The sequence below is a fragment of the Limobrevibacterium gyesilva genome, assembly GCF_025989185.1.
GTDB classification, from domain to species: Bacteria; Pseudomonadota; Alphaproteobacteria; order Acetobacterales; family Acetobacteraceae; genus Limobrevibacterium; species Limobrevibacterium gyesilva.
This window is the reverse complement of the sequence record NZ_JAPDNT010000012.1, coordinates 63,448-87,553: the sequence shown is the minus strand read 5'-3', so window position 1 is coordinate 87,553 and position 24,106 is coordinate 63,448. Positions and strand designations below refer to the sequence as shown.

General features: G+C 69.8%; 24 protein-coding genes and 1 other RNA gene. 13 read left to right on the top strand and 12 right to left on the bottom strand.

The features are described 5' to 3' along the window. Positions 1-10: 10 nt before the first annotated feature. From OL599_RS14965 to ssrA, 10 genes are all read right to left on the bottom strand, one after another. Positions 11-1,414: a class II fumarate hydratase gene (locus tag OL599_RS14965; protein ID WP_264714605.1), complete on the bottom strand. Its 1,404-nt coding sequence runs from the start codon at positions 1,412-1,414 to the stop codon at positions 11-13. Next, positions 1,411-2,460, bottom strand: a complete 1,050-nt coding sequence (gene queG / locus OL599_RS14960; RefSeq protein WP_264714604.1) for a tRNA epoxyqueuosine(34) reductase QueG — start codon at positions 2,458-2,460, stop codon at positions 1,411-1,413. Before queG ends, OL599_RS14965 begins: the two co-directional genes overlap by 4 nt. Further along, complete coding sequence (gene queF, locus OL599_RS14955) at positions 2,435-2,896, bottom strand: preQ(1) synthase (RefSeq protein WP_264714603.1); 462 nt, start codon at positions 2,894-2,896, stop codon at positions 2,435-2,437. Before queF ends, queG begins: the two co-directional genes overlap by 26 nt. Next, entirely contained in the window at positions 2,893-4,014 is a 1,122-nt protein-coding gene (gene tgt / locus OL599_RS14950) for a tRNA guanosine(34) transglycosylase Tgt (RefSeq protein ID WP_264714602.1), read from the bottom strand. Before tgt ends, queF begins: the two co-directional genes overlap by 4 nt. Next, positions 4,011-5,063, bottom strand: coding sequence for a tRNA preQ1(34) S-adenosylmethionine ribosyltransferase-isomerase QueA (queA, locus tag OL599_RS14945; RefSeq protein ID WP_264714601.1), 1,053 nt, complete (start codon positions 5,061-5,063; stop codon positions 4,011-4,013). Before queA ends, tgt begins: the two co-directional genes overlap by 4 nt. Continuing rightward, complete coding sequence (locus tag OL599_RS14940; protein ID WP_264714600.1) at positions 5,060-5,602, bottom strand: VUT family protein; 543 nt, start codon at positions 5,600-5,602, stop codon at positions 5,060-5,062. Before OL599_RS14940 ends, queA begins: the two co-directional genes overlap by 4 nt. Before the next feature lie 4 nt (positions 5,603-5,606). Continuing rightward, complete coding sequence (locus OL599_RS14935; protein ID WP_264714599.1) at positions 5,607-6,002, bottom strand: VOC family protein; 396 nt, start codon at positions 6,000-6,002, stop codon at positions 5,607-5,609. Between the two features lie 94 nt (positions 6,003-6,096). Next, the gene (locus tag OL599_RS14930; protein ID WP_283949734.1) at positions 6,097-7,743 is read right to left on the bottom strand and encodes a fumarate hydratase; all 1,647 of its coding nucleotides are present in this window, start codon (positions 7,741-7,743) and stop codon (positions 6,097-6,099) included. A gap of 11 nt (positions 7,744-7,754) precedes the next feature. Beyond that, positions 7,755-8,306, bottom strand: coding sequence for an SspB family protein (locus tag OL599_RS14925; protein WP_264714598.1), 552 nt, complete (start codon positions 8,304-8,306; stop codon positions 7,755-7,757). Between the two features lie 196 nt (positions 8,307-8,502). After that, positions 8,503-8,814: a transfer-messenger RNA gene (gene ssrA / locus OL599_RS14920) on the bottom strand. Between the two features lie 8 nt (positions 8,815-8,822). Here ssrA and thyX point away from each other — a divergent pair. Both thyX and OL599_RS14910 read left to right on the top strand, forming a co-directional pair. Further along, the gene (gene thyX / locus OL599_RS14915; protein ID WP_264714597.1) at positions 8,823-9,761 is read left to right on the top strand and encodes an FAD-dependent thymidylate synthase; all 939 of its coding nucleotides are present in this window, start codon (positions 8,823-8,825) and stop codon (positions 9,759-9,761) included. Then, positions 9,758-10,642 (top strand): ribokinase, encoded by an 885-nt coding sequence (locus tag OL599_RS14910; protein WP_264714596.1) that lies wholly within the window; start codon positions 9,758-9,760, stop codon positions 10,640-10,642. The genes thyX and OL599_RS14910 overlap by 4 nt, the downstream gene beginning before the upstream one ends. A gap of 19 nt (positions 10,643-10,661) precedes the next feature. On the opposite strand, the gene OL599_RS14905 is transcribed toward OL599_RS14910, so the two are convergent. Beyond that, on the bottom strand, positions 10,662-11,762 hold the full coding sequence (locus tag OL599_RS14905) for an Mrp/NBP35 family ATP-binding protein (RefSeq protein WP_264714595.1): 1,101 nt from the start codon (positions 11,760-11,762) through the stop codon (positions 10,662-10,664). Positions 11,763-12,118: 356 nt separating this feature from the next. Here OL599_RS14905 and hflK point away from each other — a divergent pair, with 356 nt between their 5' ends. The 3 genes from hflK (at position 12,119) to OL599_RS14890 (ending at position 15,755) form a co-directional block, all read left to right on the top strand. Next, positions 12,119-13,288 carry an FtsH protease activity modulator HflK gene (hflK, locus tag OL599_RS14900; RefSeq protein WP_347403208.1) on the top strand — a complete coding sequence of 390 codons (1,170 nt, stop codon included), beginning with the start codon at positions 12,119-12,121 and terminating at the stop codon, positions 13,286-13,288. Continuing rightward, positions 13,285-14,172 carry a protease modulator HflC gene (hflC, locus tag OL599_RS14895; RefSeq protein ID WP_264714593.1) on the top strand — a complete coding sequence of 296 codons (888 nt, stop codon included), beginning with the start codon at positions 13,285-13,287 and terminating at the stop codon, positions 14,170-14,172. Before hflK ends, hflC begins: the two co-directional genes overlap by 4 nt. Positions 14,173-14,234: 62 nt before the next feature. Next, complete coding sequence (locus tag OL599_RS14890) at positions 14,235-15,755, top strand: DegQ family serine endoprotease (protein ID WP_264714592.1); 1,521 nt, start codon at positions 14,235-14,237, stop codon at positions 15,753-15,755. A gap of 84 nt (positions 15,756-15,839) precedes the next feature. On the opposite strand, the gene OL599_RS14885 is transcribed toward OL599_RS14890, so the two are convergent. After that, positions 15,840-16,454, bottom strand: a complete 615-nt coding sequence (locus OL599_RS14885) for a MarR family winged helix-turn-helix transcriptional regulator (RefSeq protein WP_264714591.1) — start codon at positions 16,452-16,454, stop codon at positions 15,840-15,842. Positions 16,455-16,580: 126 nt separating this feature from the next. Between OL599_RS14885 and OL599_RS14880 the strand changes: the two genes are divergently transcribed. From OL599_RS14880 to OL599_RS14845, 8 genes are read left to right on the top strand one after another with little or no spacing between them, the layout of a single operon-like run. Further along, the gene (locus OL599_RS14880; RefSeq protein ID WP_264714590.1) at positions 16,581-17,606 is read left to right on the top strand and encodes an ABC transporter substrate-binding protein; all 1,026 of its coding nucleotides are present in this window, start codon (positions 16,581-16,583) and stop codon (positions 17,604-17,606) included. A 9-nt stretch (positions 17,607-17,615) separates the two neighbouring features. Then, positions 17,616-18,674 (top strand): ABC transporter ATP-binding protein, encoded by a 1,059-nt coding sequence (locus OL599_RS14875; RefSeq protein ID WP_264714589.1) that lies wholly within the window; start codon positions 17,616-17,618, stop codon positions 18,672-18,674. After that, positions 18,671-19,522, top strand: coding sequence for an ABC transporter permease (locus tag OL599_RS14870; protein ID WP_264714588.1), 852 nt, complete (start codon positions 18,671-18,673; stop codon positions 19,520-19,522). The genes OL599_RS14875 and OL599_RS14870 overlap by 4 nt, the downstream gene beginning before the upstream one ends. Next, positions 19,519-20,307 (top strand): ABC transporter permease, encoded by a 789-nt coding sequence (locus tag OL599_RS14865; protein WP_264714587.1) that lies wholly within the window; start codon positions 19,519-19,521, stop codon positions 20,305-20,307. Before OL599_RS14870 ends, OL599_RS14865 begins: the two co-directional genes overlap by 4 nt. Positions 20,308-20,321: 14 nt before the next feature. After that, entirely contained in the window at positions 20,322-21,140 is an 819-nt protein-coding gene (locus OL599_RS14860) for a polysaccharide deacetylase family protein (protein ID WP_264714586.1), read from the top strand. Further along, positions 21,140-21,859 (top strand): SDR family NAD(P)-dependent oxidoreductase, encoded by a 720-nt coding sequence (locus OL599_RS14855; RefSeq protein WP_264714585.1) that lies wholly within the window; start codon positions 21,140-21,142, stop codon positions 21,857-21,859. Before OL599_RS14860 ends, OL599_RS14855 begins: the two co-directional genes overlap by 1 nt. Continuing rightward, positions 21,859-22,581 (top strand): SDR family NAD(P)-dependent oxidoreductase, encoded by a 723-nt coding sequence (locus tag OL599_RS14850; protein ID WP_264714584.1) that lies wholly within the window; start codon positions 21,859-21,861, stop codon positions 22,579-22,581. Before OL599_RS14855 ends, OL599_RS14850 begins: the two co-directional genes overlap by 1 nt. Then, positions 22,578-23,993 (top strand): amidase, encoded by a 1,416-nt coding sequence (locus tag OL599_RS14845; RefSeq protein ID WP_264714583.1) that lies wholly within the window; start codon positions 22,578-22,580, stop codon positions 23,991-23,993. Before OL599_RS14850 ends, OL599_RS14845 begins: the two co-directional genes overlap by 4 nt. Positions 23,994-24,106: the final 113 nt, after the last annotated feature.

The following is a 24,106-nucleotide window of genomic DNA, read 5'->3' as shown; positions in this document are numbered from 1 at the left end:
GGAGCGTGGTCTAGGTGGAAGCGAGCATGTCGCCCGGGCGCACCATCTTCTCCGGATGCACCCAGCGCTCGAAATCGACCGCCGTCACCAGCGCGAGCTTTTCCGCCGCCTCCTTCAGCGTGGTGTTGTCAGCGAGTGCCGTCTTGGCGATGCGCACCGCGTTGTCGTAGCCGATATGCGGATTGAGCGCCGTCACCAGCATGGTCGATTTCGCCAGGTTCTCGGCGATGCGGTCGAAATTGGGCTCCAGCCGGTCGACCATGTTGGTCGCGAAGCTCTCGCACGCATCGGCCAGCAGGCGCGTCGATTGCAGCACGTTGTGGATGATCACCGGCTTGAAGACGTTCAGCTCCAGGAAGCTCTGCGCCCCGCCCAACGTCACGGCCATGTGGTTGCCCATCACCTGGGCGCAGACCATGGTCAGCGCCTCGGACTGCGTCGCGTTGGTCTTGCCGGGCATGATCGAGGAGGACAGCCCGTCCTCGGGGACAAGCAATTCGCCGATGCCCGCGCGCGGGCCGGAGCCGAGCAGGCGGATATCGTTGCCGACCTTGTTCAGCGACACCGCGACGGTGTTCAGCATGCCCGAGAGCTCCACGAACACGTCATGCGCGCCCATGCCCTCGAACTTGTTTGGGTTCGCCGTGAAGTCCAGGCCGGTCAGCGCCGACAGCCGCTCGCAGAACACGGTGTCGAAGTCGGGATGGCGGTTCAGGCCGGTGCCCACCGCGGTGCCGCCCTGGGGCACCGACAGCAGACGGGGCATGGTGTCCTGCAGCCGTTCGATGCCCAGCGTCACCTGGCGCGCCCAGGCGGCGAACTCCTGGCCGAGCGTGATCGGCACCGCGTCCATCATGTGCGTGCGACCGATCTTGACGATGCTTTCCCACGCGGCGGCGCGGCGCGTCAGGGCGTCGGCCAGGGCGCGCAGGCCGGGGATGGTCAGGAACCGCACGGCCTCGGCGGCGGCGATGTGCATCACCGTCGGGAAGCTGTCGTTGGAGGACTGGCCGCGATTGACATGGTCGTTCGGGTGGATCGGGCTGCGCGTGCCCAGCGGCTGGCCGAGCATCTCGTTGGCGCGGTTGGCGATCACCTCGTTGGCGTTCATGTTGGTCTGGGTGCCCGATCCGGTCTGCCAGACGGGCAGCGGGAACTCGGTGTCGAGCTTGCCCTCGGCCACTTCGCGCGCGGCGGTGACGATGGGGGCGGCGACGGCACGGGGCAATTCGCCCAGCGCGAGGTTCGCCTCGGCCGCCGCCTGCTTCTGCAGGCCGATGGCGCGGATGAGGCCGGTCGGGAAGCGTTCGGTGCCGATCCGGAACAGGCGCCGGGCGCGTTCGGTCTGCGGGCCCCAGTAGCGGTTCGCGTCGATCTCGACAGTGCCAAGCGAGTCGGTTTCCGTGCGCTTCATATGTCCCCACGTGCCTGCAGCCGCGCCAGCGCCCAGGCGGCGGCCTCGGCAACGACGGGATTCGGATCGGCGGCAAGATGGACCGCCGCGGGCGCGAGCGAAAGGTCGCCCGAGTTGCCGATCGCGATCAGCACGTTGCGCACGAAACGATCGCGGCCGATGCGCTTGACCGGCGAGCCCGCGAACAGGCGGCGGAAACCGGCGTCGTCCAGGGCGGCAAGCTCCGCCAGCCGCGGCGCGGTGAGCTCCTCGCGCGCCTGCAGCTTCGCCTGGTGCGTCGCCTGGGCGAAACGATTCCACGGACACACCGCGAGGCAGTCGTCGCAGCCGTAGATGCGGTTGCCCATGGCCGGGCGCAGCTCGTGCGGAATCGGACCGTGATGCTCGATGGTGAGGTATGAGATGCAGCGTGTCGCATCCAGGCGATACGGCGCGGGGAAGGCGTCGGTGGGGCAGGCAGTGAGGCAGCGCGTGCAGCTTCCGCAGCGATCGGCGTGCGCGGCGTCGGCGGGCAGGTCGAGCGTGGTGTAGATCTCGCCCAGGAACAGCCAGGAGCCGTGGCGGCGCGAGACGAGGTTGGTGTGCTTTCCCTGCCAGCCCAGCCCGGCATTCGCGGCCAGCGGCTTCTCCATCACCGGCGCCGTGTCCACGAACACTTTCACCTCCGGCCCGAAGCGGGCGACGATGAACTGGGCAAGGTGCTTCAGCATGCCCTTCACCAGGTCGTGGTAGTCGCGGTTGCGGGCATAGACCGAGATGTTGCCGCGATCCGGCCGGCTCAGCGTGGCCAGCGCGTCGGTGTCGGGCGCGTAGGACAGGCCGAGGCAGATGACGCTGCGCGCCTCGGGCCAGAGTGCTTGCGGATGGCTGCGCTGCTCGGTGCGGTCGGCGAGCCAGCCCATTTCGCCGTGCAGCCCGGCGGCCAGGAAATCCTGCAGGCGGTCGCGGGCTTCGGGCGCGAGCGCGGCCGGCGCGAAGCCCACGGCGTCGAAGCCGAGGGATAGCGCCTTGGCGCGGATGTCAGCCGCGGCCGCGATAGGGGGCAACGCCCTGGTCCGCGATCCAGGCGCCCGCGGGCGGCGCGCCGGTCTGCCAGAACACGTCGATCGGCATGCCGCCGCGCGGATACCAGTAGGCGCCGATGCGCAGCCACACCGGCTCCAGCAGGTCCACGATGCGCTGCGCGATCTGCATGGTGCACGCTTCGTGGAACGCGCCGTGGTTGCGGAACGAGGTCAGGAACAGCTTCAGCGACTTGCTCTCCACGATCCAGGCGCCGGGGATGTAGTCGATGACGATATGGGCGAAATCCGGCTGGCCCGTCAGCGGACACAGCGAGGTGAATTCGGGGCAGGTGAAGCGCACCACGTAATCGGCGCCCTGGTGCGGATTGGGCACGCGCTCCAGCTTCGCCGCCTCGGGCGTGGCCGGCTGGGTGACGTGCTGGCCCAGCTGAGTCAGGCCGGCATAGCTCTCGGTCATGTCGCCTCCTCGCCGCGCTGCCAGGCCGCGCGCGTGGCCGCTGCGTGCGCGTCGAGCCGGCCTTCGCCGATCGCCGCGCGCAGGCCGCGCATCAGGTCCTGGTAGTACTGGATGTTATGCCATGTCAGCAGCATCGGGCCGAGCATCTCCTCGCAGCGGAACAAATGATGCAGATAGGCGCGGCTGTGGCGGCTGCAGGCCGGGCAGGCGCAGGCGGGGTCCAGCGGGCGGGCGTCGTCGGCGAACCGGGCGTTGCGCATGTTGAACACGCCCTGGCTGGTATAGGCCCGCGCGGTGCGGCCGGCGCGGGTGGGCATTACGCAGTCGAACATGTCGACGCCGCGCTGCACCGAGCCGATCAGGTCGTCCGGCGTGCCCACGCCCATCAGATAGCGCGGGCGGTCGGCGGGCAGGCGCGGCAGGGTGTAGTCCAGCACTTCGAACATCGCCGCCTGGCCTTCGCCCACCGCGAGCCCGCCGATGGCGTAGCCCTCGAAGCCGATCGCCGTCAGTGCGTCGGCGGAGGCGGCGCGCAGGTCCGCGAACACGCTGCCCTGGACGATGCCGAACAGCCCGTAGCCGTCGCGCGGCGTGAAAGCCGCACGCGACCGGCCGGCCCAGCGCATCGACAGCTCCATGGAGGATCGCGCCTGCTCCAAGGTGGCCGGGAACGGCGTGCACTCGTCGAAGGCCATGGTGATGGTGGCGTCCAGCAGATGCTGGATCTCGATCGAGCGTTCGGGCGTGAGGCGGTGCGCCGTGCCGTCGATATGCGAGCGGAAGGTGACGCCGTCCTTGTCCATCTTGCGCAGCGAGGCCAGCGACATGACCTGGAAGCCGCCCGAGTCGGTCAGGATCGGGCCGGGCCAGTCCATCATCCGGTGCAACCCGCCCAGCCGCGCCACCCGCTCGGCGCCGGGGCGCAGCATCAGGTGGTAGGTGTTGCCGAGGATCAGCTTCGCGCCGGTGGACCGCACGGCGTCCGCGGTCATGGCCTTCACCGTGCCGGCGGTGCCCACGGGCATGAATACCGGCGTTTCCACGTCGCCATGCGCGGTGTGCAGCACGCCGGCGCGGGCGGCGCCATCCGCGGCGGCTTGGGTCCAGCTCAGGGTCATGCGCGTTCCAGCAGGGTGGCGTCGCCGTAGGAATAGAAGCGGTAGCCGTTCTCGATGGCATGGGCGTAAGCGGCGCGCATGCGCTCTGTGCCCGCGAAGGCGCAGACCAGCATGAACAATGTCGAGCGCGGCAGGTGGAAATTGGTCATCAGCAGGTCGGCGCTGCGGAATGCGTGGCCGGGCAGGATGAACAGGTCGGTGTCGCCGGCGAAGGGACGGATGCGGCCGGCGTCGTCCGCGGCGGTTTCCAGCAGGCGCAGGCTGGTGGTGCCGACGGCGACGATGCGGCCGCCGTTGGTGCGGGCGGCGTTGATCGCGGCGGCTGCCTGCGGCGTGACCTCGCCGCGCTCGGAATGGATGCGGTGCTGGCTGACGTCGTCGTGGCGCATCGGCAGGAAGGTGCCGGCGCCGACATGCAGCGTGACGGTGACGCGCAGGATGCCCGCATCGTCGAGGGCCGCGAGCAGAGAAGGCGTGAAATGCAGCCCGGCGGTGGGGGCGGCGACGGCGCCCTCCGCGCGCGCGAACACGGTCTGGTAGTCGGCCGCGTCCTCGATGGAGGGGCCGGCCGAGCGCGCGATATAGGGCGGCAGCGCCAGGGCGCCGGCGCGGTGCAGCGCCTCGGTGAAGGCGTGGTCGTGCAGGTTGAAATCCAGCGCCACGCCGCCATCGGCGTCGCGCTCGCGCACCGTGGCCACCAGGTCCTCGGCGCCGTCGAAGCGCAGCGTGTCGCCCGGGCGCAGGCGTCGCGCATTGCGGGCCAGCGCGTGCCAGGCGCCGTCGGCGCGCGGGCGGTCCAGCGTGATGCTGATGCGCGCGGCCCCACGCCGTGCCGCCAATTGCGCCGGGATCACGCGCGTGTCGTTGGCGACCAGCACGTCGCCCTTGCGCAGCAGCGACGGCAGGTCGCGCACGACGCGGTCGGCCACCGCGTCGCGCATCACGTGCAGCAGCCGCGCGGCGTCGCGCGGGCGGGCGGGATGCTGGGCGATGCGGTCGGGCGGCAGCGCGAAGTCGTAGTCGCTGGCGCGAAGCTCGGGCGTGGTCACGCGGGGGCGGGCACCAGCCGGCGAACGGCGTGCACCAGCGGAATGCTGGCCAGCACGGCCCATACCTTGCCCATGATCTGGCCGGCGAGGAAATCGAGGCTGCCGAAGGCGAGGCTGAGGAACAGCACGGAATCGACCACCAGCCCGGCCAGCGACGAGGCCAGCACCGCCAGGATCAGCCCGCGCCGTTGCAGCGGCGTATAGACCGCGAAATCGGCCAGCTCGCTGAGCAGGAAGGCCACGCCCGACGCCAGCACCAGGCTGCCCTCGGCCACCAGCACGGACAGGGCCGTGCCGACCAGCACCGCCACCAACGCCCAGCTCCGCCCGAGCAGGCGCTGCACGATGTCGCGGAACACCAGCGCGAATCCGACCATCAGCACGCCGGACGGCGCCATCAGGCCGGGCGCCACGGGGATCAGGCACGGTCCGTGCGGCACGCAGACCGTGCCGACATGGCCGATCATCCAGTTGGCGGTTGGAATGCAGGCCAGGAAGGCGAGAAACCCGGCGAGTCCGGACCGTTTCGAAATGTGCATCGACTCAACCGGCCAGGTAGGAGGCGATCTCGATCAGGTTGCCGTCGGGGTCGCGGCAATAGACCGAGGTCATCGGCCCCAGCGCGCCTGTCTTCGGCACCGGGCCTTCCTCGACGGTGAGCCCGCATTCCCGCAGGTGCCGCACCACGTCCTGCGACGGCACGGCGGTGATGAAGCACAGATCCTGCGTGCCTGGGGCAGCGGCGGCGGCGTGCGGCTTGAACTCCCGGCCGGACTGGTGAAGGTTCAGCTTCTGGCCGCCGAATTTCAGCGCGGTGCGCTTCTGCTCGCCGAACGCCTCGCGCTCCATTCCCAGCACGCGCTGATACCAGCTCGCGGTGCGCTCGATGTCCGCACAGGTGAGAACCAGATGGTCGAGGCGGTCAACGGTGAAGCGCATCACTCCATCCCGTCGTAGAAGTCGTTGCCGGCATAGCTGGACCGCAGGTCCAGCGACGCCATGCGAAGCGAAGGGCAACGACGCACCATGGTGATCACTCCATCCCGTCGTAGAAGTCGTTGCCCTTATCGTCGATCACGATGAAGGCGGGGAAGTTCTCCACCTCGATGCGCCACACCGCTTCCATGCCGAGTTCCGGATATTCCAGCACCTCGACCTTGCGGATGCAGTCCTGCGCCAGCCGCGCTGCCGGGCCGCCGACGCTGCCGAGATAGAAGCCGCCATGGGTCTTACAGGCGTCCTTCACCGCCTTGGAGCGGTTGCCCTTGGCCAGCATCACGAACGATCCGCCGGCCTTCTGGAAATCGGCGACATAGCTGTCCATGCGCCCGGCCGTGGTCGGGCCGAAGCTGCCGGTGGCGTAGCCCTGCGGCGTCTTGGCCGGGCCCGCGTAGTACACCGGATGATTCTTGATGTAGTCCGGCAGCCCGCCGCCGGCGTCCAGCCGCTCTTTCAGCTTGGCATGCGCGATGTCGCGCGCCACCACCATCGTGCCGGTCAGCGACAGCCGGGTCTTCACCGGACAGGCGGAAAGCTGCTTGCGAATCTCCTCCATCGGCCGGTTCAGGTCGATGTTGACGACCTCGCCGCCGAGGATGTCGTCGGTCGCTTCCGGCAGGTATTTGTGCGGATCGGTCTCGAGCTGCTCCAGGAACACACCGTCCGGCGTGATCTTCGCCTTGATCTGGCGGTCGGCGCTGCAGGACACGCCGATGCCCACGGGCAGGCTGGCGCCGTGACGGGCCAGGCGGATCACCCGCACGTCGTGGCAGAAATACTTGCCGCCGAACTGCGCGCCGATGCCCATGTTGCGGCTCAGTTCCAGCACCTTCTGCTCCATTTCCAGGTCGCGGAAGGCGTGCCCGGCCTTGCTGCCGGCGGTCGGCAGCTGGTCGAGCCATTTGGTCGAGGCCAGCTTCACCGTCTTCAGCGTCGTCTCGGCGCTGGTGCCGCCGATGACGATGGCGAGGTGGTAGGGCGGGCAGGCCGATGTGCCCAGCGTCTTCATCTTCGTCTCGAGGAACTTCACCAGTTTCTCGGGCGTCAGGATGGCGCGGGTTTCCTGGAACAGGAACGTCTTGTTGGCCGAGCCGCCGCCCTTGGCGACGAACATCAGGTGGAACTCGTCGGCGTGGTGGTCGCCGGGGCTGGCGTAGATGTCGAACTGCACCGGCAGGTTGTTGCCGGTGTTCACTTCCTCGAACATCGACAGCGGCGCCATCTGCGAATAGCGCAGGTTGGTCTCGGTGTAGGTGCGGTGCACGCCGAAGGAGAGGGCCTCCTCCTCGTCGCCTTCGACCCACACGCGCTGGCCCTTCTTGCCGAGCACGATGGCGGTGCCGGTGTCCTGGCACATCGGCAGCACGCCGCCGGCGGCGATGTTGGCGTTCTTCAGCAGGTCGAGCGCCACGAACCGGTCGTTGGCCGAGGCCTCGGGGTCGTCGAGGATCTTGCGGAGCTGCGCCAGATGGCCGGGGCGCAGCAGATGCGAGACGTCGTGGAACGCCTGGAACGCCAGTTCGCTCAGCACCTGAGGCTCGATCTTCAGCACGCTGCGCCCGTCGCAGACCGCCGTGGACACGCCCTCGATGTCGAGCTTCTTCCACGGGGTGGGATCGGCGCCCAGCGGGAACATCGGCGCGTACTGGAAATTCGACGGCCTCGGCATCGGTGCGTTCATCGGGCGGACCTTTATTCCTTGGGCGGGGTACGGCGGCGGAAAGCGTCCAGGCTCACCACTTGCGGGGTTTCGGGCTGCGGCGCCTCGGCCTGCGGCTCCTGCGGCGGCGGTGCTTCGGGCTCGGCTTCCGGTTCCGGCGCCGGCGGCGCCTCGGGCGCCGCATTGGCGGCCGTCGGACCCAGGTCGCTGCGGAAGCGCATGCCGTGGCGCACATAGGGGTCGGCGAAGGCGGTGATGGCCTTCAGCGGGATGCGCAGGGTGGACGGCACGCCCCCGAAGGACAGGCCCACGTTCATGAGCCCCGCGGCCTCGTCCACCATCAGGTCCCAGAACTGGTGCTGCAGGACGATGGTCATTTCCTGCGGGTACTGGGCCTTCAGCCGCGCCGGGATGGATACGCCGGGATGGTCGGTGCGAAAGGTGACGTAGAAATGATGCTCACCCGGCAGGCCGTTGGCGGCCGCGTACTCCAGGGCGCGCACCATCACGTGGCGCAGCGCTTCTTCGGTCCATTCGTCGTACGGCAAAAGGCTCTCGGGGCCCTGCTGCGTGTCATCTTCCATCGGTGGCCTCGCGCATGATGGCGTCCCCATAGCGCTTGGGGGGCGATGGGGAAAGAGTGGGGGAAGGAGGGAGCGGCATGAGAGTGCGACACGGCAAGCATCGCATTCGTGCCCCGATGCGCCGATAGGCGCGCATCGGCGTTGTTCCGGCAAAGCCGGAACGACGGGAGGTTCGCGCCAAGAGGCGCTCAAGCAGTGAGGGGGCTTCTGTTGCCCGGTGCCCCCTCGAACCGCGCTTACCGCTTATGCAGCGGCAGCGAGCACCACGTTGTTATCGTTGGCACTTGTGATACGGCCCGATAACGGCGGAACCATGCCGAGCAAAAGATGGGTCTTTACCACGCGTGTCGAGCCTGTTTCGCCCCCGCGACTCCGGCACGCCGGAGTATTGGTGGAGGCGCCGGGCACTGCCCCCGGGTCCACAACGCTTATTCCACGCATCGTTTATCGCCATAGCCGGCAAGCCGGCACCGGGAATATAGGCATCCCCGACGCCGACTTCAAAGGGACTTGTGCATGAGCCTGACCGACGACCAGCTGGCGGACATCGAGGCCAGCCGCGCCAGCACCGCCGCCACGCGGCGGGCCACCGTGCCGGCGCTGGAGGAACTGCTGTACCAGGCCCTGCCGGTGCTCGACCACGGCTTCGTCCGGGTCATCGACTACATGGGCGACGACGCCGCCATCGTGCAGGCGGCGCGGGTCTCCTATGGCCGCGGCACGAAGCGGGTCTCGGAAGACGCCGGGCTGATCCGCTACCTCATGCGCCATCGCCACAGCACGCCGTTCGAGATGTGCGAGATCAAGTACCACGTGAAGCTGCCGATCTTCGTGGCGCGGCAGTGGATCCGCCACCGCACCGCCAACGTGAACGAGTATTCCGCCCGCTATTCCATCCTGGACCGGGAGTTCTACATCCCGGCCCCGGAGCATCTGGCAGCCCAGTCCGCGTCCAACCGCCAGGGCCGCGGCGCGGTTCTGACCGGGCAGGAGGCCGCCGACGTGCTGGACCTGCTGCGCGCCGACGCCGCCCGCACCCACGACAACTACGTGGCCATGCTGAACGAGGGGCCGGACGGCCAGCCGATCGACCCCGGCCGCCAGGGCCTGGCGCGCGAGTTGGCGCGCATGAACCTGACGCTCAACACCTATACGCAGTGGTACTGGAAGATCGACCTGCACAACCTGCTGCACTTCCTGTCGCTGCGCGCCGACGCCCATGCCCAGTACGAGATCCGCGCCTATGCCGCGCCGATGCTGGAGACGGTGAAAGCCTGGGTGCCCGCCGCCTACGCCGCGTTCCGCGACTACCGGCTGGGGGCCGTCACCTTCTCCGCGCCGATGCTGGCGGTGCTGAAGCGCCTGCTGGCCGGCGAGGCGGTGGAGCAGAAGGACAGCGGATTGTCCAAGCGGGAATGGGCCGAGATGATGGCGGCCCTGGGCCGGGCGGCATGATCGTCTGTTTCGGCTCGATCAATCTCGACCTGATCTTTCCCCTGCCGCAGCTGCCGGTCGCCGGTCAGACCGTGCTCGGCCCGCACATGCACATCGAGCCCGGCGGCAAGGGCGCCAACCAGGCGGTGGCGGCGGCGCGCGACGGCGCGCAGGTGGTGTTCGCGGGCGCCGTCGGCCGCGACGCCCTGGCCGAGGACGCGCTGGTGCTGCTGCGCCGTACCGGCGTGGACGTCAGCCGCGTGATCCAGGCCGATACCGCCACCGGCTGTGCCGCCATCTGCGTGGACCAGGCCGGGCGCAATCTCATCGCCGTGGCCAGCGGCGCCAACCTGGCGGCGCGCCAGGCGCAGATCGATGACGCGCTGCTGGGGCCGGGCACGACCGTGCTGCTCCAGCGCGAAACCGATCCGGCGGAGATCGAGGCCCTGATCCGCCGCGCCCGGGCGCGCGGCGCCCGCATCGTGCTGAACCTGGCCCCGCCCGGCCCGCTCGCGCCCGACGCGCTGAAGGCGCTGGACGTGCTGGTGGTGAACGAGCACGAGGCGGCGTGGCTGGCCGGCCATCTCGGCGTGTCCGACGGCGCCGGCGGCCTGCACGCGGCGCTGGGCGTCGACGTGGTGGTGACGCTGGGCGAGGCGGGGCTGGAGGCGGCGACGCGCACCGGCCGGCTGCACCTGCCGGCCCATGGCGTGACGGCGGTGGACACCACCGGCGCCGGCGACTGCTTCACCGGCGTGCTGACGGCGGCGTTGGATCGCGGGATGGCGCTGCAGCCGGCGTTGCGCCGTGCCAACGTGGCGGCGGCGCTGTGCTGCACTCGCAAGGGCACCCAGGGCAGCATGCCCACGGCGGCCGAGACCGCGGCGGCGCTGCCGGCCTGAACCGCGGGCCGTTCCGGTTTCAGCTCACCACGATGCGCGGGGCGGCGGTCGCCTTGTCGCCGAGCTGTGCCTCCACCTTCGTCCACAGCCGCCGCGCGATGGCGGCGAAGGCCTGGGCGGCGTGGCTGTCGGGGTCGGCGGCCACGATCGGGGTGCCGGCATCCGACGCGGTGCGGATGTCCAGCAGCAGCGGCACTTCGCCCAGGAATTCGGTGCCGAGGCGCTCGGCCTCCCGGCGCGCGCCGCCATGGCCGAAGATTTCGGCGCGGTGGCCGCAGGCGGGGCAGCAGAAGAAGCTCATGTTCTCGATCAGGCCCAGCACCGGCACCCGCGTGCGCTCGAACATGCGCACCCCGCGCCGCGCATCCAGCAGCGCGATATCCTGCGGCGTGGAGACGATCACGGCGCCGGACAGCGACACGCGCTGCGCCATCGTCAGCTGCGCGTCGCCGGTGCCCGGCGGCATGTCCACGATCATGATGTCGAGCGCGCCCCAGGCGACCTGCCCCATCATCTGCTCCAGCGCGCCCATCACCATCGGACCGCGCCAGATCATCGGCGTCTCTTCCTCGACCAGGAAGCCGATGGACATGGCCTTCAGGCCCCACGCGGGCAGCGGGATCATCGTCTCGCCGCGCACCTCGGGCTTGCGCGACAGGCCGAGCATGCGCGGCAGGCTGGGCCCGTAGATGTCGGCGTCCAGCAGGCCCACGCGCAGACCCTGCTGCGCCAGCGCCACCGCCAGGTTCACCGCGGCAGTGGACTTGCCCACCCCACCCTTGCCGGAGGCGACGGCGACGATGGCCCGCACATCCGGCAGCAGCGCGGGCTTCTGCGCGGCGGCTCTGTGGTGGGGGGCCGGTGCCGGCGCCTTGTGCGCGGTCAGCACGACGGTCGCGTTCTTCACCCCCGCCTGCCGCGCCAGCAGCGCCTCCACCTCGCGGCACACCGGCTCCATTGCCTCGGCGTGGGCGCGGTCGGTCAGCAGGCTCACATGCACCAGCCCGTCCTTCGCCTGCACCGTCTCGACCAGGCCGGCGGACACGATGTCCTTGCCGGATGCAGGATCGGCGACGGCGCGCAGCACCTCGCGCAGACTATTGGGGGTCGGGTCGCTCATGCGCTTGAAAACCTTCTTCAGCCGGTCAATATGCATTCCTGCCATGACGAGCGATATGGCGTCTCATGTCGCCATGCCAATGGCGATTCCACCAAACCGTTCGCCAAACCGGCCGAGCGTCAGCAAAGACACAGGAGCAGCCCACCCTTATGCCTTGGAACAATGGCGGACCCGGCGGCGCAAGGGGTGGTGGTTCGGGCGGTGGCTCGGGCGGTAGCGAGGGTGGATCCTCCGGTGGCGGCTCTGGCGGCGGCGGGCAGGGGCCATGGGGTGTGCCCGGCGGCGGCGGCCAGCGTCCCGGCGGCGGACGGCCGAACGGACCGCAGGGTCCGTGGGGCGGTGGTCCGCGCGGCCCGATGGGCGGTCCGCCGCCCGACCTCGATGACCTGATCGCCCGCGCCCAGACCTTCGTGCGCGGCCTGATGCCGCCCGGCTTCGGCGGCCGGCCCGGCGGCGGCGGCTTCGGCGGTGGCCGTGGCGCGCTGCTGATCGCCTTGGTGCTGGTCGGCGGCTGGCTCGCCAGCGGCTTCTACCGCGTGCAGCCGGACGAGCAGGGCGTGGTGCTGCGCTTCGGCGCCTTCAACCGCACCACCATGCCGGGCCTGAACTACCACGTGCCCTGGCCGGTCGAGAGCGTGCTGAAGCCCGCCGTCACCCGCGTCAACCGCGTCGAGGTCGGCTACCGCTCCGGCGGCGCGGATCTGCGCGGGCAGTTGCAGGGCGGCGGCCGCGAGTTGGCCACCCGCGACGTCTCCGAGGAAAGCCTGATGCTGACGGGCGATGAGAACATCATCGACATCAACTTCGCGGTGTTCTGGCATATCCGCGATGCCGGCGCGTTCCTGTTCAACACCCGCGGCCCCGCCTACACGGTGAAATCGGCCGCCGAGAGCGTGATGCGCGAAGTGATCGGCCGCACCCCCATCCAGCCCGCGCTGACCGACGCCCGCGCCCGCATCGAGGCCGGCGTGCTGAAGGGCGTGCAGGCGATCCTCGACCAGTACGGGTCGGGCGTGGAGATCACCCAGGTGCAGCTGCAGAAGGTGGACCCGCCGGCGGCCGTCATCGACAGCTTCCGCGACGTGCAGCGCGCCAACACCGACGCCGACCGCATGCGCAACGAGGCCGAGTCCTACCGCAACGACATCGTTCCCCGTGCCCGCGGCGACGCGGCCCGGCTGGTGGCCGAGGCGGAGGGCGCGCGCCAGACCTCGATCGCCGAAGCCGGCGGCCAGGCCGAGCGTTTCCTCTCCGTGCTGAAGGCCTACGAGGTCGCCAAGGACGTGACCATGCAGCGCCTGTATATCGAGACGATGCAGGACATCCTGACCCACACCCCCACCGTCATCGTCGATGACAAGCTGAAGGGCGTGGTGCCCTTCCTGCCGCTGAACGACCTTGGCCGCACGCCCGCGCCGCGGCCGGCCCAGCCGGCCCAGCCGAACCCGCCCGCGCCCTACCAGGCGAATCCGCCGGCGGCGTACCAACCGCCACCACCGGCTTCCATGAAGGGGGCGACGCGATGAGCCGCAGCCTGACTGCCGCCATTGCCGCGGCCTTCGTCATCGCCATTCTGGTCGGCTCGTCGCTGTTCACCGTGCAGCAGACCGAGCAGGTGCTGATCACCCAGTTCGGCCAGCCGATCCGCGTGATCACCGAGCCGGGCCTGCACGCCAAGATCCCGCTGGTGCAGACCACCATCAGCTTCGACCGCCGCCTGCTGGACTACGAGGTGCAGCCCGAGGAAGTGATCCTGGGCGACCAGCGCCGGCTGATCGTGGACAGCTTCACCCGGTTCCGCATCACCGACCCGCTGCGCTATTATCAGGCGGTCGGCCCCACCGAGGACGGCATCCGCGCCCGGCTGAATTCGGTCGTCTCGTCCTCGCTGCGCCGCGTGCTCGGCAACGAACAGCTGCTCAACGTGCTGTCCTCCAATCGTGGCCGGATCATGGGCCTCATCCGCGACCAGGTGAACGACGAGATGCGCAGCTTCGGCGTCGCCGTCGAGGACGTGCGCATCCGCCGCGCCGATCTGCCCGAGGAGAACACGCAGGCCATCCTGTCGCGCATGCAGAGCGAGCGCGAGCGCGTCGCCCGCCAGGCCCGCGCCGAGGGTGCCGAAGCCTCTGCCCGCATCCGCGCGGACGCCGAGCGCGAGCGTACCGTGCTGCTGGCCGAGGCCCGCGCCACGGCCGACAAGCTGCGCGGCGAGGGCGAAGGGCAGGCCATCGCCACCTATGCGGACGCATTCCAGCGCGACCCGCATTTCTTCGAGGTGTGGCGGACGCTACAGGCGTATCGTGATGCCTTCGCGGCCGGGACGTCGCGCCTGGTGCTGACGCCTGGGGATTCTTTCCTTAAACTGCTGCACGAGGCGCCCACGACCGCGCCTGCGGCAGCGCAATAGCCGTCTATTGCCACCGTGCCGGGCCGCCATATTTGATACCGATACTCAGGGGATTCCCACCCATGCGCCTGCTTCCCACCCGCACCTTCCGCGCTGCCGCCCTGGCCGTGTCGGCCATCGTCGCGGTCCCCGCCCTGCCTGCCTTCGCGCCCCAGGCAGAGGCCCGGTCGGCGCCTGAGAGCTTCGCCGATCTGGCGGCGAAGCTGCTGCCCGGCGTGGTGAACATCTCCTCCAGCCAAACCTTGCAGGCGCGCGGCGAGGGCAGGGGGCCGGAGTTCCCCGTGTTCCCGCCCGGCTCGCCGTTCGAGCAGTTCTTCAAGGACTTCATGGAGCGCAACCGTCCGAACGGCCAACGCGGCGACCGCTCGCCGCAGGCGCCGCGCCGGGCGCAGAGCCTGGGCTCCGGCTTCATCGTCGACCCGTCGGGGATCGTGGTGACCAACAACCACGTCATCGATGGCGCCGACGAGATAACGGTGATCCTGCAGGACAACACCAACCTGAAAGCCACCGTGATCGGCCGCGACGAGCGCACCGACATCGCCGTGCTGAAGGTGAATTCGGACAAGCCGCTGGCCGCGGTGACGTTCGGCGATTCCGACAAGGCGCGCGTGGGCGACTGGGTGGTGGCGATCGGCAACCCGTTCGGCCTGGGCGGGTCGGTGACCGCCGGCATCGTCAGCGCCCGCGGCCGCAACATCGAACAAGGGCCCTACGACAACTTCATCCAGACCGACGCGGCCATCAACAAGGGCAATTCCGGCGGTCCGCTGTTCAACATGGACGGCGAGGTGATCGGCATCAACACCGCGATCTACTCGCCCAGCGGCGGCTCGATCGGCATCGGCTTCTCCATCCCCGCCAACATGGCCAAGAACGTGGTGGCGCAGCTGCGCGACTACGGCCGCGCCCGCCGCGGCTGGCTGGGCGTGCGCATCCAGCAGGTAACGCCCGACATCGCCGAGAGCGTGGGGCTGAAGGAGCCGGCCGGCGCCATGGTGGCCGGCGTGAACGAAGGCGGGCCCGCCGACAAGGCCAAGTTGCGCAACGGCGACATCATCCTGAAGTTCGCCGACCAGAGCGTGAAGGAGATGCGCAACCTGCCGCTGATCGTGGCGCAGACGGATATCGGCAAGCAGGTGCCGCTGGTGGTGTGGCGCGACGGCAAGGAAATGACGCTGCAGGCCACTGTCGGCGAACTGCCCGATGACCAGAAGGTGGCCGCCGCCACGCCGGACAAGGCCGCGCCGACGAAGTCCCTGGAGCTGTCGGGCCTGGGCATCAAGCTGGCCGAGATCACCGCGGAGACGCGCGATAAGTTCCAGCTCAGCCAGGACCAGAAAGGCGTGCTGATCACCGATGTCGACAACGGCACGCCGGCCGCCGACCGCGGCCTGAAGCCGGGCGACATCATCGTGGAAGTGCAGCAGGAAGAGGTGAAGACGCCCGCCGACGTGCGAGACCGCGTGGAGAAGGTGCGCAAGTCCAACCGCAAATCCGTGCTCATGCTGGTCCAGACCAATGACGGCCTGCGCTGGGTGCCGCTGTCGCTGGCGCCGAACCCCGACCGCAAGCCGGGGTGACGCGGGTGCCTGCGCCGGCCGGAACGGTCGGCCGATAGAATGGAGTGGGCCGGTTCCAGCGTGCAGGGTCACGCCGGGGCCGGCCTATTTTTCTGAGAGAGTCCCTGTTTCCGCCGGCCCCAGGTCGATCGGCGCGGCGCCGTTGAACAGGATCATGCGGCTCAGCAGGCTGGCCAGGATGTCCTGCTCGGCGCCGCTCAGCATCGCCGCCAGCCGCCGTTCCACCCCGGCATGGTCGGCCATCGCGGCATCCGCCAGCGCCAGGCCTTTCGCGGTGAGTTCCACGATCGTGCCCCTGCCGTCGGCCGGGTCGGCGGCGCGGCAGACCAGGCCCTGCGCCTCCAGCCGGCGCAGCATGTTGGACACACCGCCGGAGGTGAACAGCATGGTTGCCTGCAGCCGCGACGGCGACATGCGGAACGGAGCACCGGATGCGCGCAGCGTGGCCAGCACGGCGTAGGCCGGGTAGCGCAGCCCGTGCTGCGCCAGGGTTGCGTTCACCGCCCGCAGGATGATGTCCTGCAAATGCAGGATGCGGCCCACCACGGCCTTGCCGGAGCAATCGATATCCGGCCGCTCGTGCCGCCATTGCGCCATACCGCGGCCGATCAGGTCGAATTCCGGCTCCGCCGCCACACGCCCGGCCCGCGCCACCGCTGCCGTTTCCGCCTGCCGGTTGCGTGCCGTATGTGCCGCCATGTGCCGTGACATCCTTGCGAAGTATCTTTCTTGAAAGATTATTTAAAGCTATCTAGGGTGGATTGGAACGGAATTCGCGCCGGCGGGCAAACCCGCCTGCCAAGGCGCAAACGGGAGGTTTTCGGGATGATCGGACCGCGTATCGCCGCCGCGATGGTGGCGGGCATGGCCCTGCTGGCCACGCCGGCCGTGCAGGCGCAGCAGCTCGTCGTCGCCACCTATGGCGGCTCGTTCGCCGACGACACGAAATCCTGCCACATCCAGGCGTTCGAGAAGGCGACGGGCGCAAAGGTGGTGCTGCAGCTCGGCAACTCCGTGCAGATCGCCGCGGCCATCCGCGCCGGCGGCGGCACGCCGCCCTACGACATCGGCTATCTCGATGACTCGCTGGCGACCCAGTTGAACGGCGAGGGGCTGATCGCGCCGATCGACACCGGCAAGCTCGCCAACTACCCGGACATCGCGAAGCAGGCATGGGGCCCCGGCAACAGCTACGTCAACTTCATGACCGCCGCGACCGTCATCGCCTACAACCCGGACGTGGTGAAGACGCCGCCCACCTCGTGGAACGACCTGTTCGATCCGAAATATGCCGGGCGCATGGCGCTGGGGGACATCACTGGCACGTCGGGCCTGCATTTTCTGCTCGCGGTCAACCGCATGCGCGGCGGCACGCTCGACAACATGGACCCGGGCCTGGCTGCGCTGAAGGGCCTCGTGAAGAATACGGTCACGCTGTACACCCAGGCCGACCAGCTCATCTCGCTGTTCCAGCGCGGCGAAGTGGTGATCGCGCCGTGGTATCCGGACCGCGCCGGCTCGGCCGCCGACAAGGGGCTGAAGATCGCGGTCGCCTACCCGCAGGAAGGTGCCGTCGGCATCAAGCCGACGCTGGTGATCCCGAAGGGCGCGAAGGATGCCGATCTGGCGCTGAAATACATCGACACCGTGCTCTCCGTCGACGGGCAGAGCTGCTTCGCCGAGAAGAAATACGCGGGCCCGGTGAACGCGAAGGTGAAGCTGTCCGACAAGGTGGCGAAGCTGGTGCCGGTGGGCGAGACCTACGAGCGCCTGTGGTATCCCGACCCCGCGGCTGTCGCGGCGCATCTGCCGGAGTGGCAGCGGCGCTGGCAGCGCGAGGTCACGCGCTGACCGCCGCCCATGGCTGACCTCGCTTTGCATCGGCTGAGCAAGCGCTACGGCGAGAACGACGTCGTCGCCGGCATCGACCTCGAGGTCGGCGCCGGCGAGTTCGTCTCGCTGCTCGGCCCGTCCGGCTGCGGCAAGACCACCGTGCTGCGCATGATCGCCGGCCTCATCGCGCCCAGCGGCGGATCGGTGCTGATCGGCGGCGCGGACATGACCCTGCTGCCGCCGCACAAGCGCCAGCTTGGCCTGGTGTTCCAATCCTACGCGCTGTTCCCGCATCTGAGCGTGCGCGACAACGTGGCGTTCGGCCTGCGCCGCCAGGGCGTGCGCGGCGCCGAATTGTCGCGCCGCGTGGCCGAGGCGCTGGCGCTGGTGCGCCTGCCGCATCTGGCCGAGCGCATGCCGCGCCAGCTCTCCGGCGGGCAGCAGCAGCGCGTGGCCCTGGCCCGCGCCGTGGCCCCGCGCCCGCGGCTGCTGCTGCTGGACGAGCCGCTGTCCAACCTGGATGCACAGCTGCGCGACGAGATGCAGATCGAGATCAAGCGGCTGCAGCGCGAGCTGGGCATCACCAGCATCTTCGTCACCCACGACCAGGGCGAGGCGCTGTCGCTGTCCGATCGGGTTTGCGTGATGAACCAGGGCCGCGTGCAACAGGTCGGGCCGCCGGAGGACGTGTATCACAACCCCGCCAACGGCTTTGTCGCCGGCTTCATCGGCCGCTCCAACCGGCTGCGCGGACGCGTGGCCATGAAGGGCGGCGGCGCCATCGTGCTGCAGCTGCCTGGCGGCACGGAATTGCGCGGCCTCGGCGACGTGCCGCTCGGCGCCGAGGCCGAAGCGATCATTCGCCACGAGGCCGTGCGCGTGACCGAAGGCGAGGGGGTGCCCGGCGTCGTGGTGATGCGCGCCTTCGCCGGCGCCCGCGTGCAGTTGCTCGTGCGACTCGATACCGGCACCGAGCTGCTCAGCGAAGCGCCCACGATCGACGATGCGTACCCGCTGCAACCCGGCATGCGCGTGGGCGTGGACATCGACCCGCGCGCGGTCTTCATCGCCGAACCGGGGCGATGACTCGCGAACGCACGGCAGGGCTGCTGCTGATCACGCCGTTGGGCCTGGTGCTGCTGTTGGCTTTCGTGGCGCCGGTGCTGCTGATGCTGCCGACCAGCCTGCATGGCTACGTGCCCGGCCGCGGCATCACCCCCGGCTGGACGCTCGAGAACTACACGGCGCTGTTCACCGACAGCTATTACCACGAGGTGCTCGCGCGCACCCTGGGCCTGGGCCTGGGGGTGACGGTGCTGTGCCTGCTGCTGGGCTATCCGCTGGCCTTCGTGCTGGCGCGGCTGCGCGGAGCGGCGGCCGCGTGGGTGACCATACTGGTGGTGTTCCCGCTGCTGCTGAACGTGGTGGTGCGCTCGTTCGGCTGGATCTCGCTGCTCGCCAATCGCGGCCTGATCAACAACGCGCTGGTGCAGTTCGGCCTGATCGAGACGCCGTTGCGCATGATGTTCAACCTGACCGGCGTGATGGTCGGGCTCACGCATATCTTCCTGCCCTTCATGGTGCTGATGCTGGTCGCCGCCCTGCGCGCGCTGCCGCGCGATGCCGAGGCGGCCGCGGCGGCGCTGGGGGCCGGGCCGGTCAAGACGTTCTTCCTGGTCACGTTGCCGTTGACCGCGCCGGGCATGTTCGCCGGCTCCGTGCTGGTGTTCGTGCTGAGCATCAGCGCCCTGGTTACGCCGCGGCTGCTGGGCGGGCCGACCTATCGGGTGATGTCGACGGTGATCTACGACCAGTTCCTGGGCACGCTGGAATGGCCCGCCGGGGCGGCGCTCGCGTTCGTGCTGACGGTGATCGCGCTGCTGATCGTGGCGGTTGCGGGCCTGGTCACGCGGCGCTGGACGCTGGCGCGATGAACGAAGGGCGCATTCCCACCGTCCTGCTGCTGGCCGGCGCCGTCATCCTGCTGTTCCTGCTGGTGCCGGTGGTCGTGGTGGTGCTGGCGGCGTTCAGCAACACCGAATACCTCGCGGTGCCGCCGCAAGGGTTCACGCTGCGCTGGTTCGCGCAGGTGCTGCAGGATGAAACCTATCTCGCCAGCATCCGCTTCAGCCTCGTGCTGGCGGTGACGGCCACCGCGCTGGCGGCGGTGATCGCGCTGCCGGCCTGCTACGCCCTCCACCAGCGCTGGCTGCCGGGTGCGGAGACGATCGCCGGCCTGCTGATGTCGCCGCTGATCTTCCCCGCGGTGGTGGTGGGCGTCGCGCTGCTGCAATACGCGGCGATGGTCGGCCTGCGCGGCAGTTTCCCGTTCCTGGTGCTGGTGCACGCGGCGATCGTCAGCCCCTATATCGTGCGCACCGTGCTGGGCAGCCTGGCCGGCTTCGATCCGGCGCTGGAGGACGCGGCCCGCGTGCTCGGCACCACTCGCGCCGGCGCCTTCGCGCTGGTGGTGCTGCCGTCCATCCGGCCCGGGCTGATCGCGGGCCTGGTGTTCGCCTTCATCACGTCGTTCGACGAGTTCACCGTCACCGTGTTCCTGCTGCCGCCGGGGCAGGCGACGTTGCCGGTGACCATGTTCACCGCCATCGAACAGGGCGTGGATCCCTCGGTCGCCGCGGTGTCCACGCTGATGATCGTGGTCACCGGCCTGCTGCTGCTGTTGTCCGAACGGCTGTCCGGGGCGTCGCGCCCCATCTGAGGAGAGGCTATTCCATGTCCGTCACGTCCAGAGGCTTCCCGCTGCTGCTCACTTTCGACCTGGATGCCGAGACGATGTGGACGGCGCGTGATCCCAGCTACGCCCAGCGCCCGATCCTGATGTCGCAGGGCGCCTATGGTTGGAAGGTGGGGGTGCCGCGCATCCTCGAATTGCTGCGCCGCTACGATGTGCGCGCCACCTTCTTCGTACCGGGCGTGGTGGTGCAGCAGCGCCCGCAGGTGATCGAGGCGCTGCTGAAGGACGGCCACGAGATCGCCCATCACAGCCACACCCATGCCTGGATCACCAACCTCACGCCCGAACAGGAGCGCGAGGAGATGGCGCGCGGGTTCGAGGCGATCGAGCGTGCAACAGGGAAGGCGCCGCGCGGCTACCGCTCGCCGGCGGGCGAATTCAGCCCGATCACGCTGGGCCTGCTGCAGGAATACGGCTTCGGCTATTCCTCCAACTTCTTCGACGACGACTCGCCCTATCTGCTGGAGATCGGCGGCGCGCGCACCGATATCGTGGAGTTGCCGTTCCGCTGGGTGCTGGATGACGCGCCGTTCTTCCAGTACTCGATCGTGCTGCCCGGCCGCACCATGCATCCGCCCTCTTCCGTGCTGGAATCATGGAAGACGGAATTCGACGTACTGCACGCCGAGGACCGGATGATGATGGTGGCCATGCATCCGCAACTGATCGGCCAGCCCTCGCGCCTGACGGTGCTGGAGGGATTGATCAAGCATGCGCTGTCCTACAGCAACATCTGGATCGGCCGCTGCGACGAGATCAGCGACGACATGCGCCCGCGCCTGCAGGCGGCAGTGTGATGCGCGGCGAACTGGCCGGGCGGCGCGTGCTGGTCGCCGGCGGCGCCGCCGGCATCGGCGCGGCCACCGCCACGCTGTGCGACGCCGAGGGAGCGGCGGTGGCGGTGATCGACCGCTCGCAGTGCCCTGGCGGCCTGGTGGCGGATGTGCGCGACACCGCGGCCGTGGACGCTGCGGTGGCGCAGGCGTCGCAGGACATGGGCGGGATCGACGGCGTGATCTACTGCGCCGGCATCGACCTGATGGCGCCGCTGGAGGCAATGCGCGACGCGGAGTGGGAGCGCGTTCTGGACGTGAACCTGACCGGCGCCATGCGCGTCTGCCGCGCCGCGCTACGGCACTTCCCGGCGCGCGGCGGCACGATGGTGCTGGTGTCGTCCGGCGCCGGGCTGCGGCCGCTGCCGCTGCGTACCGCCTATGCTGCCGCCAAGGCAGGCCTGATCATGTTCGCCAAGGTGCTGGCGATGGAGCTGTCCGAGCGCGACATCCGGGTGAACGCGCTGTGCCCCGGCGCGGTGGACACCGCGCTGTTCCGTTCGAGCTGGGAGGGGGCGGAGAACCCGCAGGCGGAGCTTGAGATGATCCGCAATCGCTACGCCCTGCGCCGCATCGCCGAGCCGGAGGAGATCGCGCGCTGCGCGGTGTTCCTGACCGGCGCGCAGTCGAGCTACGTCACCGGCACGGCGCTGGCCGTGGACGGCGGCCGGACTTTTCATTGATGCGCCGGTTCGAGGGCCGCACGGCGATGGTGACCGGCGCCGCCCACGGCATCGGTGCCGGCGTGGCCGCACGGCTGATCGCCGAGGGCGCACAGGTCGCGGCGATCGACCGCGAGCCCATCGCCATCGCCGGCGTGTTCGCGGTGCAGGGCGACTGCACCGACGCCACCGTGCTGGCCGATTTCGCCGCCGCGGCGGAGCAGCGCCTCGGCCCGGTCGATGTGCTGGTCAACAATGTCGGCCAGAGCGCGCGCGAGCGCGGCAGCCCGTTCCTGGAATCCCACGAGGAGGTCTGGCGCTTCGTGCTGGACGTGTCGCTGCTGACCACGATGCGGCTGACGCGGCTGGTGGCGCCGGGCATGCGCGAACGCGGGTTCGGCCGCGTGGTCAACATCTCCAGCGATTCGGCTTTCGTCGGCGATGTCGGGCTGGCCGACTACGCGACCGCGAAAATGGGGCTGGTCGGCTTCACCCGGTCGCTCGCACGCGAACTGGCGCCGCACGGCGTCACCGTGAACGTGGTGGCGCCCGGCGCGGTGCGCACCCGCGCGCATGACCGCCTGCCGGCCGAGGTGATCGACCGCGTGCGGTCCGCGACCCCCGCAGGCTTCGTGGCCGAGCCGGAGGACGTGGCCGGCCTGGTCGCCTATCTCGCCAGCCCGGAGGCACGTTTCGTGACTGGCCAGACCATCCTGATCGACGGCGGAAGGTGGATGCTATGAGCGAACACATCACCGGCGACATCGCCGACCTCGACACCGTCGCGCTCGCCGACGCGATCCGCGGGCGCCGCGTCTCGCCCGCGCAGGCAGTGGCGGCGGCGCTGGCGCGCATCGAGGCGGGGCGGCGGTACAACGCCTTCATCACGGTCTGCGCCGACGCGGCGCGGGCGGAGGCGCAGGCCATGCAGGCGCGCTGGCAAGACGGCGGCGCCCTGCCGCCGCTGTTCGGCGTGCCGTTCTCGGTGAAGGACCTGACCGCGACGGCCGGCGTTCGCACCACCCAGGGTTCGCGCCTGTTCGCCGACACGGTGCCGGCGCAGGACGCCGTGGCGGTGGCGCGGCTGAAGGCGGCCGGCGGCATCCTGATCGGCAAGACCACCACCCCGGAGTTCGGCCACAAGCCGTTCACGGAATCCCCGCTGTTCGGCCGCACCCTGAACCCGTGGGACGAGTCCGTCACCTGCGGCGGCTCCAGCGGCGGGGCGGCGGTGGCGGCGCTGCTGGGCATGGGGCCACTGGCGCTGGGCAGCGATGGCGGCGGCTCCATCCGCATTCCCGCCGCCTGCTGCGGCATCGTCGGACTGAAGGCGACGCTGGGGGCGATCCCGCATCTGCAGGTGCCCGACCTGTTCGGCGCCAATTCCTATGTCGGCCCGATGGCGCGCAGCGTGGCCGAGGTGGCGCTGGCGTTCCGCATCCTGCGCGGCGCTGACGCGGCCGATCCCTGGGGGCAGGCGCCGCTGCCCGCCCACCCGGCGCGTGACCTGCGCGGGCTGCGCGTGGCCTGGCTGCCACGCTGCGGCAGCCCCGCCATCGACCCCCAGGTGGCCGCCCTGACAGAAGCCGCCGCACGCCGCCTGCAGGCGCTGGGGGCGGCGGTGGAGGAGGTCGCGTTCGATTTCGCGGGCCTGGAGCCGTCCTTCCTGGTGATGCTGGAGAGCGCGCTCGCCGCGCGCCTTGCCGGCTATCTGCAGGACAGGCGCGGCGACATGGATGCCAGCCTCGCCATCACCATCGAGAAGGGGCTGGGCCACAGCGCCGTGGCCCTGCAACGCGCCGCCGCCGCCCGCAGCGATTTCTTCCGCCGCCTGCAGGGCCTGTTCGCCGGCTTCGACCTGCTGGTCTCCCCGGTCACCACCGCGCCGGCGCTGCCGGTCGGGTTGGACCCGCACGGCCATGTGCCCATCGCCGGCCAGGACGCCGGCACGCTGCGGGGCGCGTGGTATCCCTTCACCTTCCCGCTGAACCTGTCGGGCCATCCCGCGCTGTCGATGCCCTGCGGCGTGACGCGCGCGGGCCTGCCGGTAGGCCTGCAGATCGCCGGTCCCTGGCATGCGGAGGAGACGATCCTGGCGGCGGCGGCGGCGCTGGAAGCGGACCTGCCGGCGATCCGCAGGCCGCAGATTTCCTGAGGTTCCGCGTGTTTCGGCACGCAAACCGCTGCTTGGTTAATCACGCATAATATGTGTGTAATTGAATTGGGCACAATTTATGCTGTTGAATATATTGACTCCCATAGTACGGA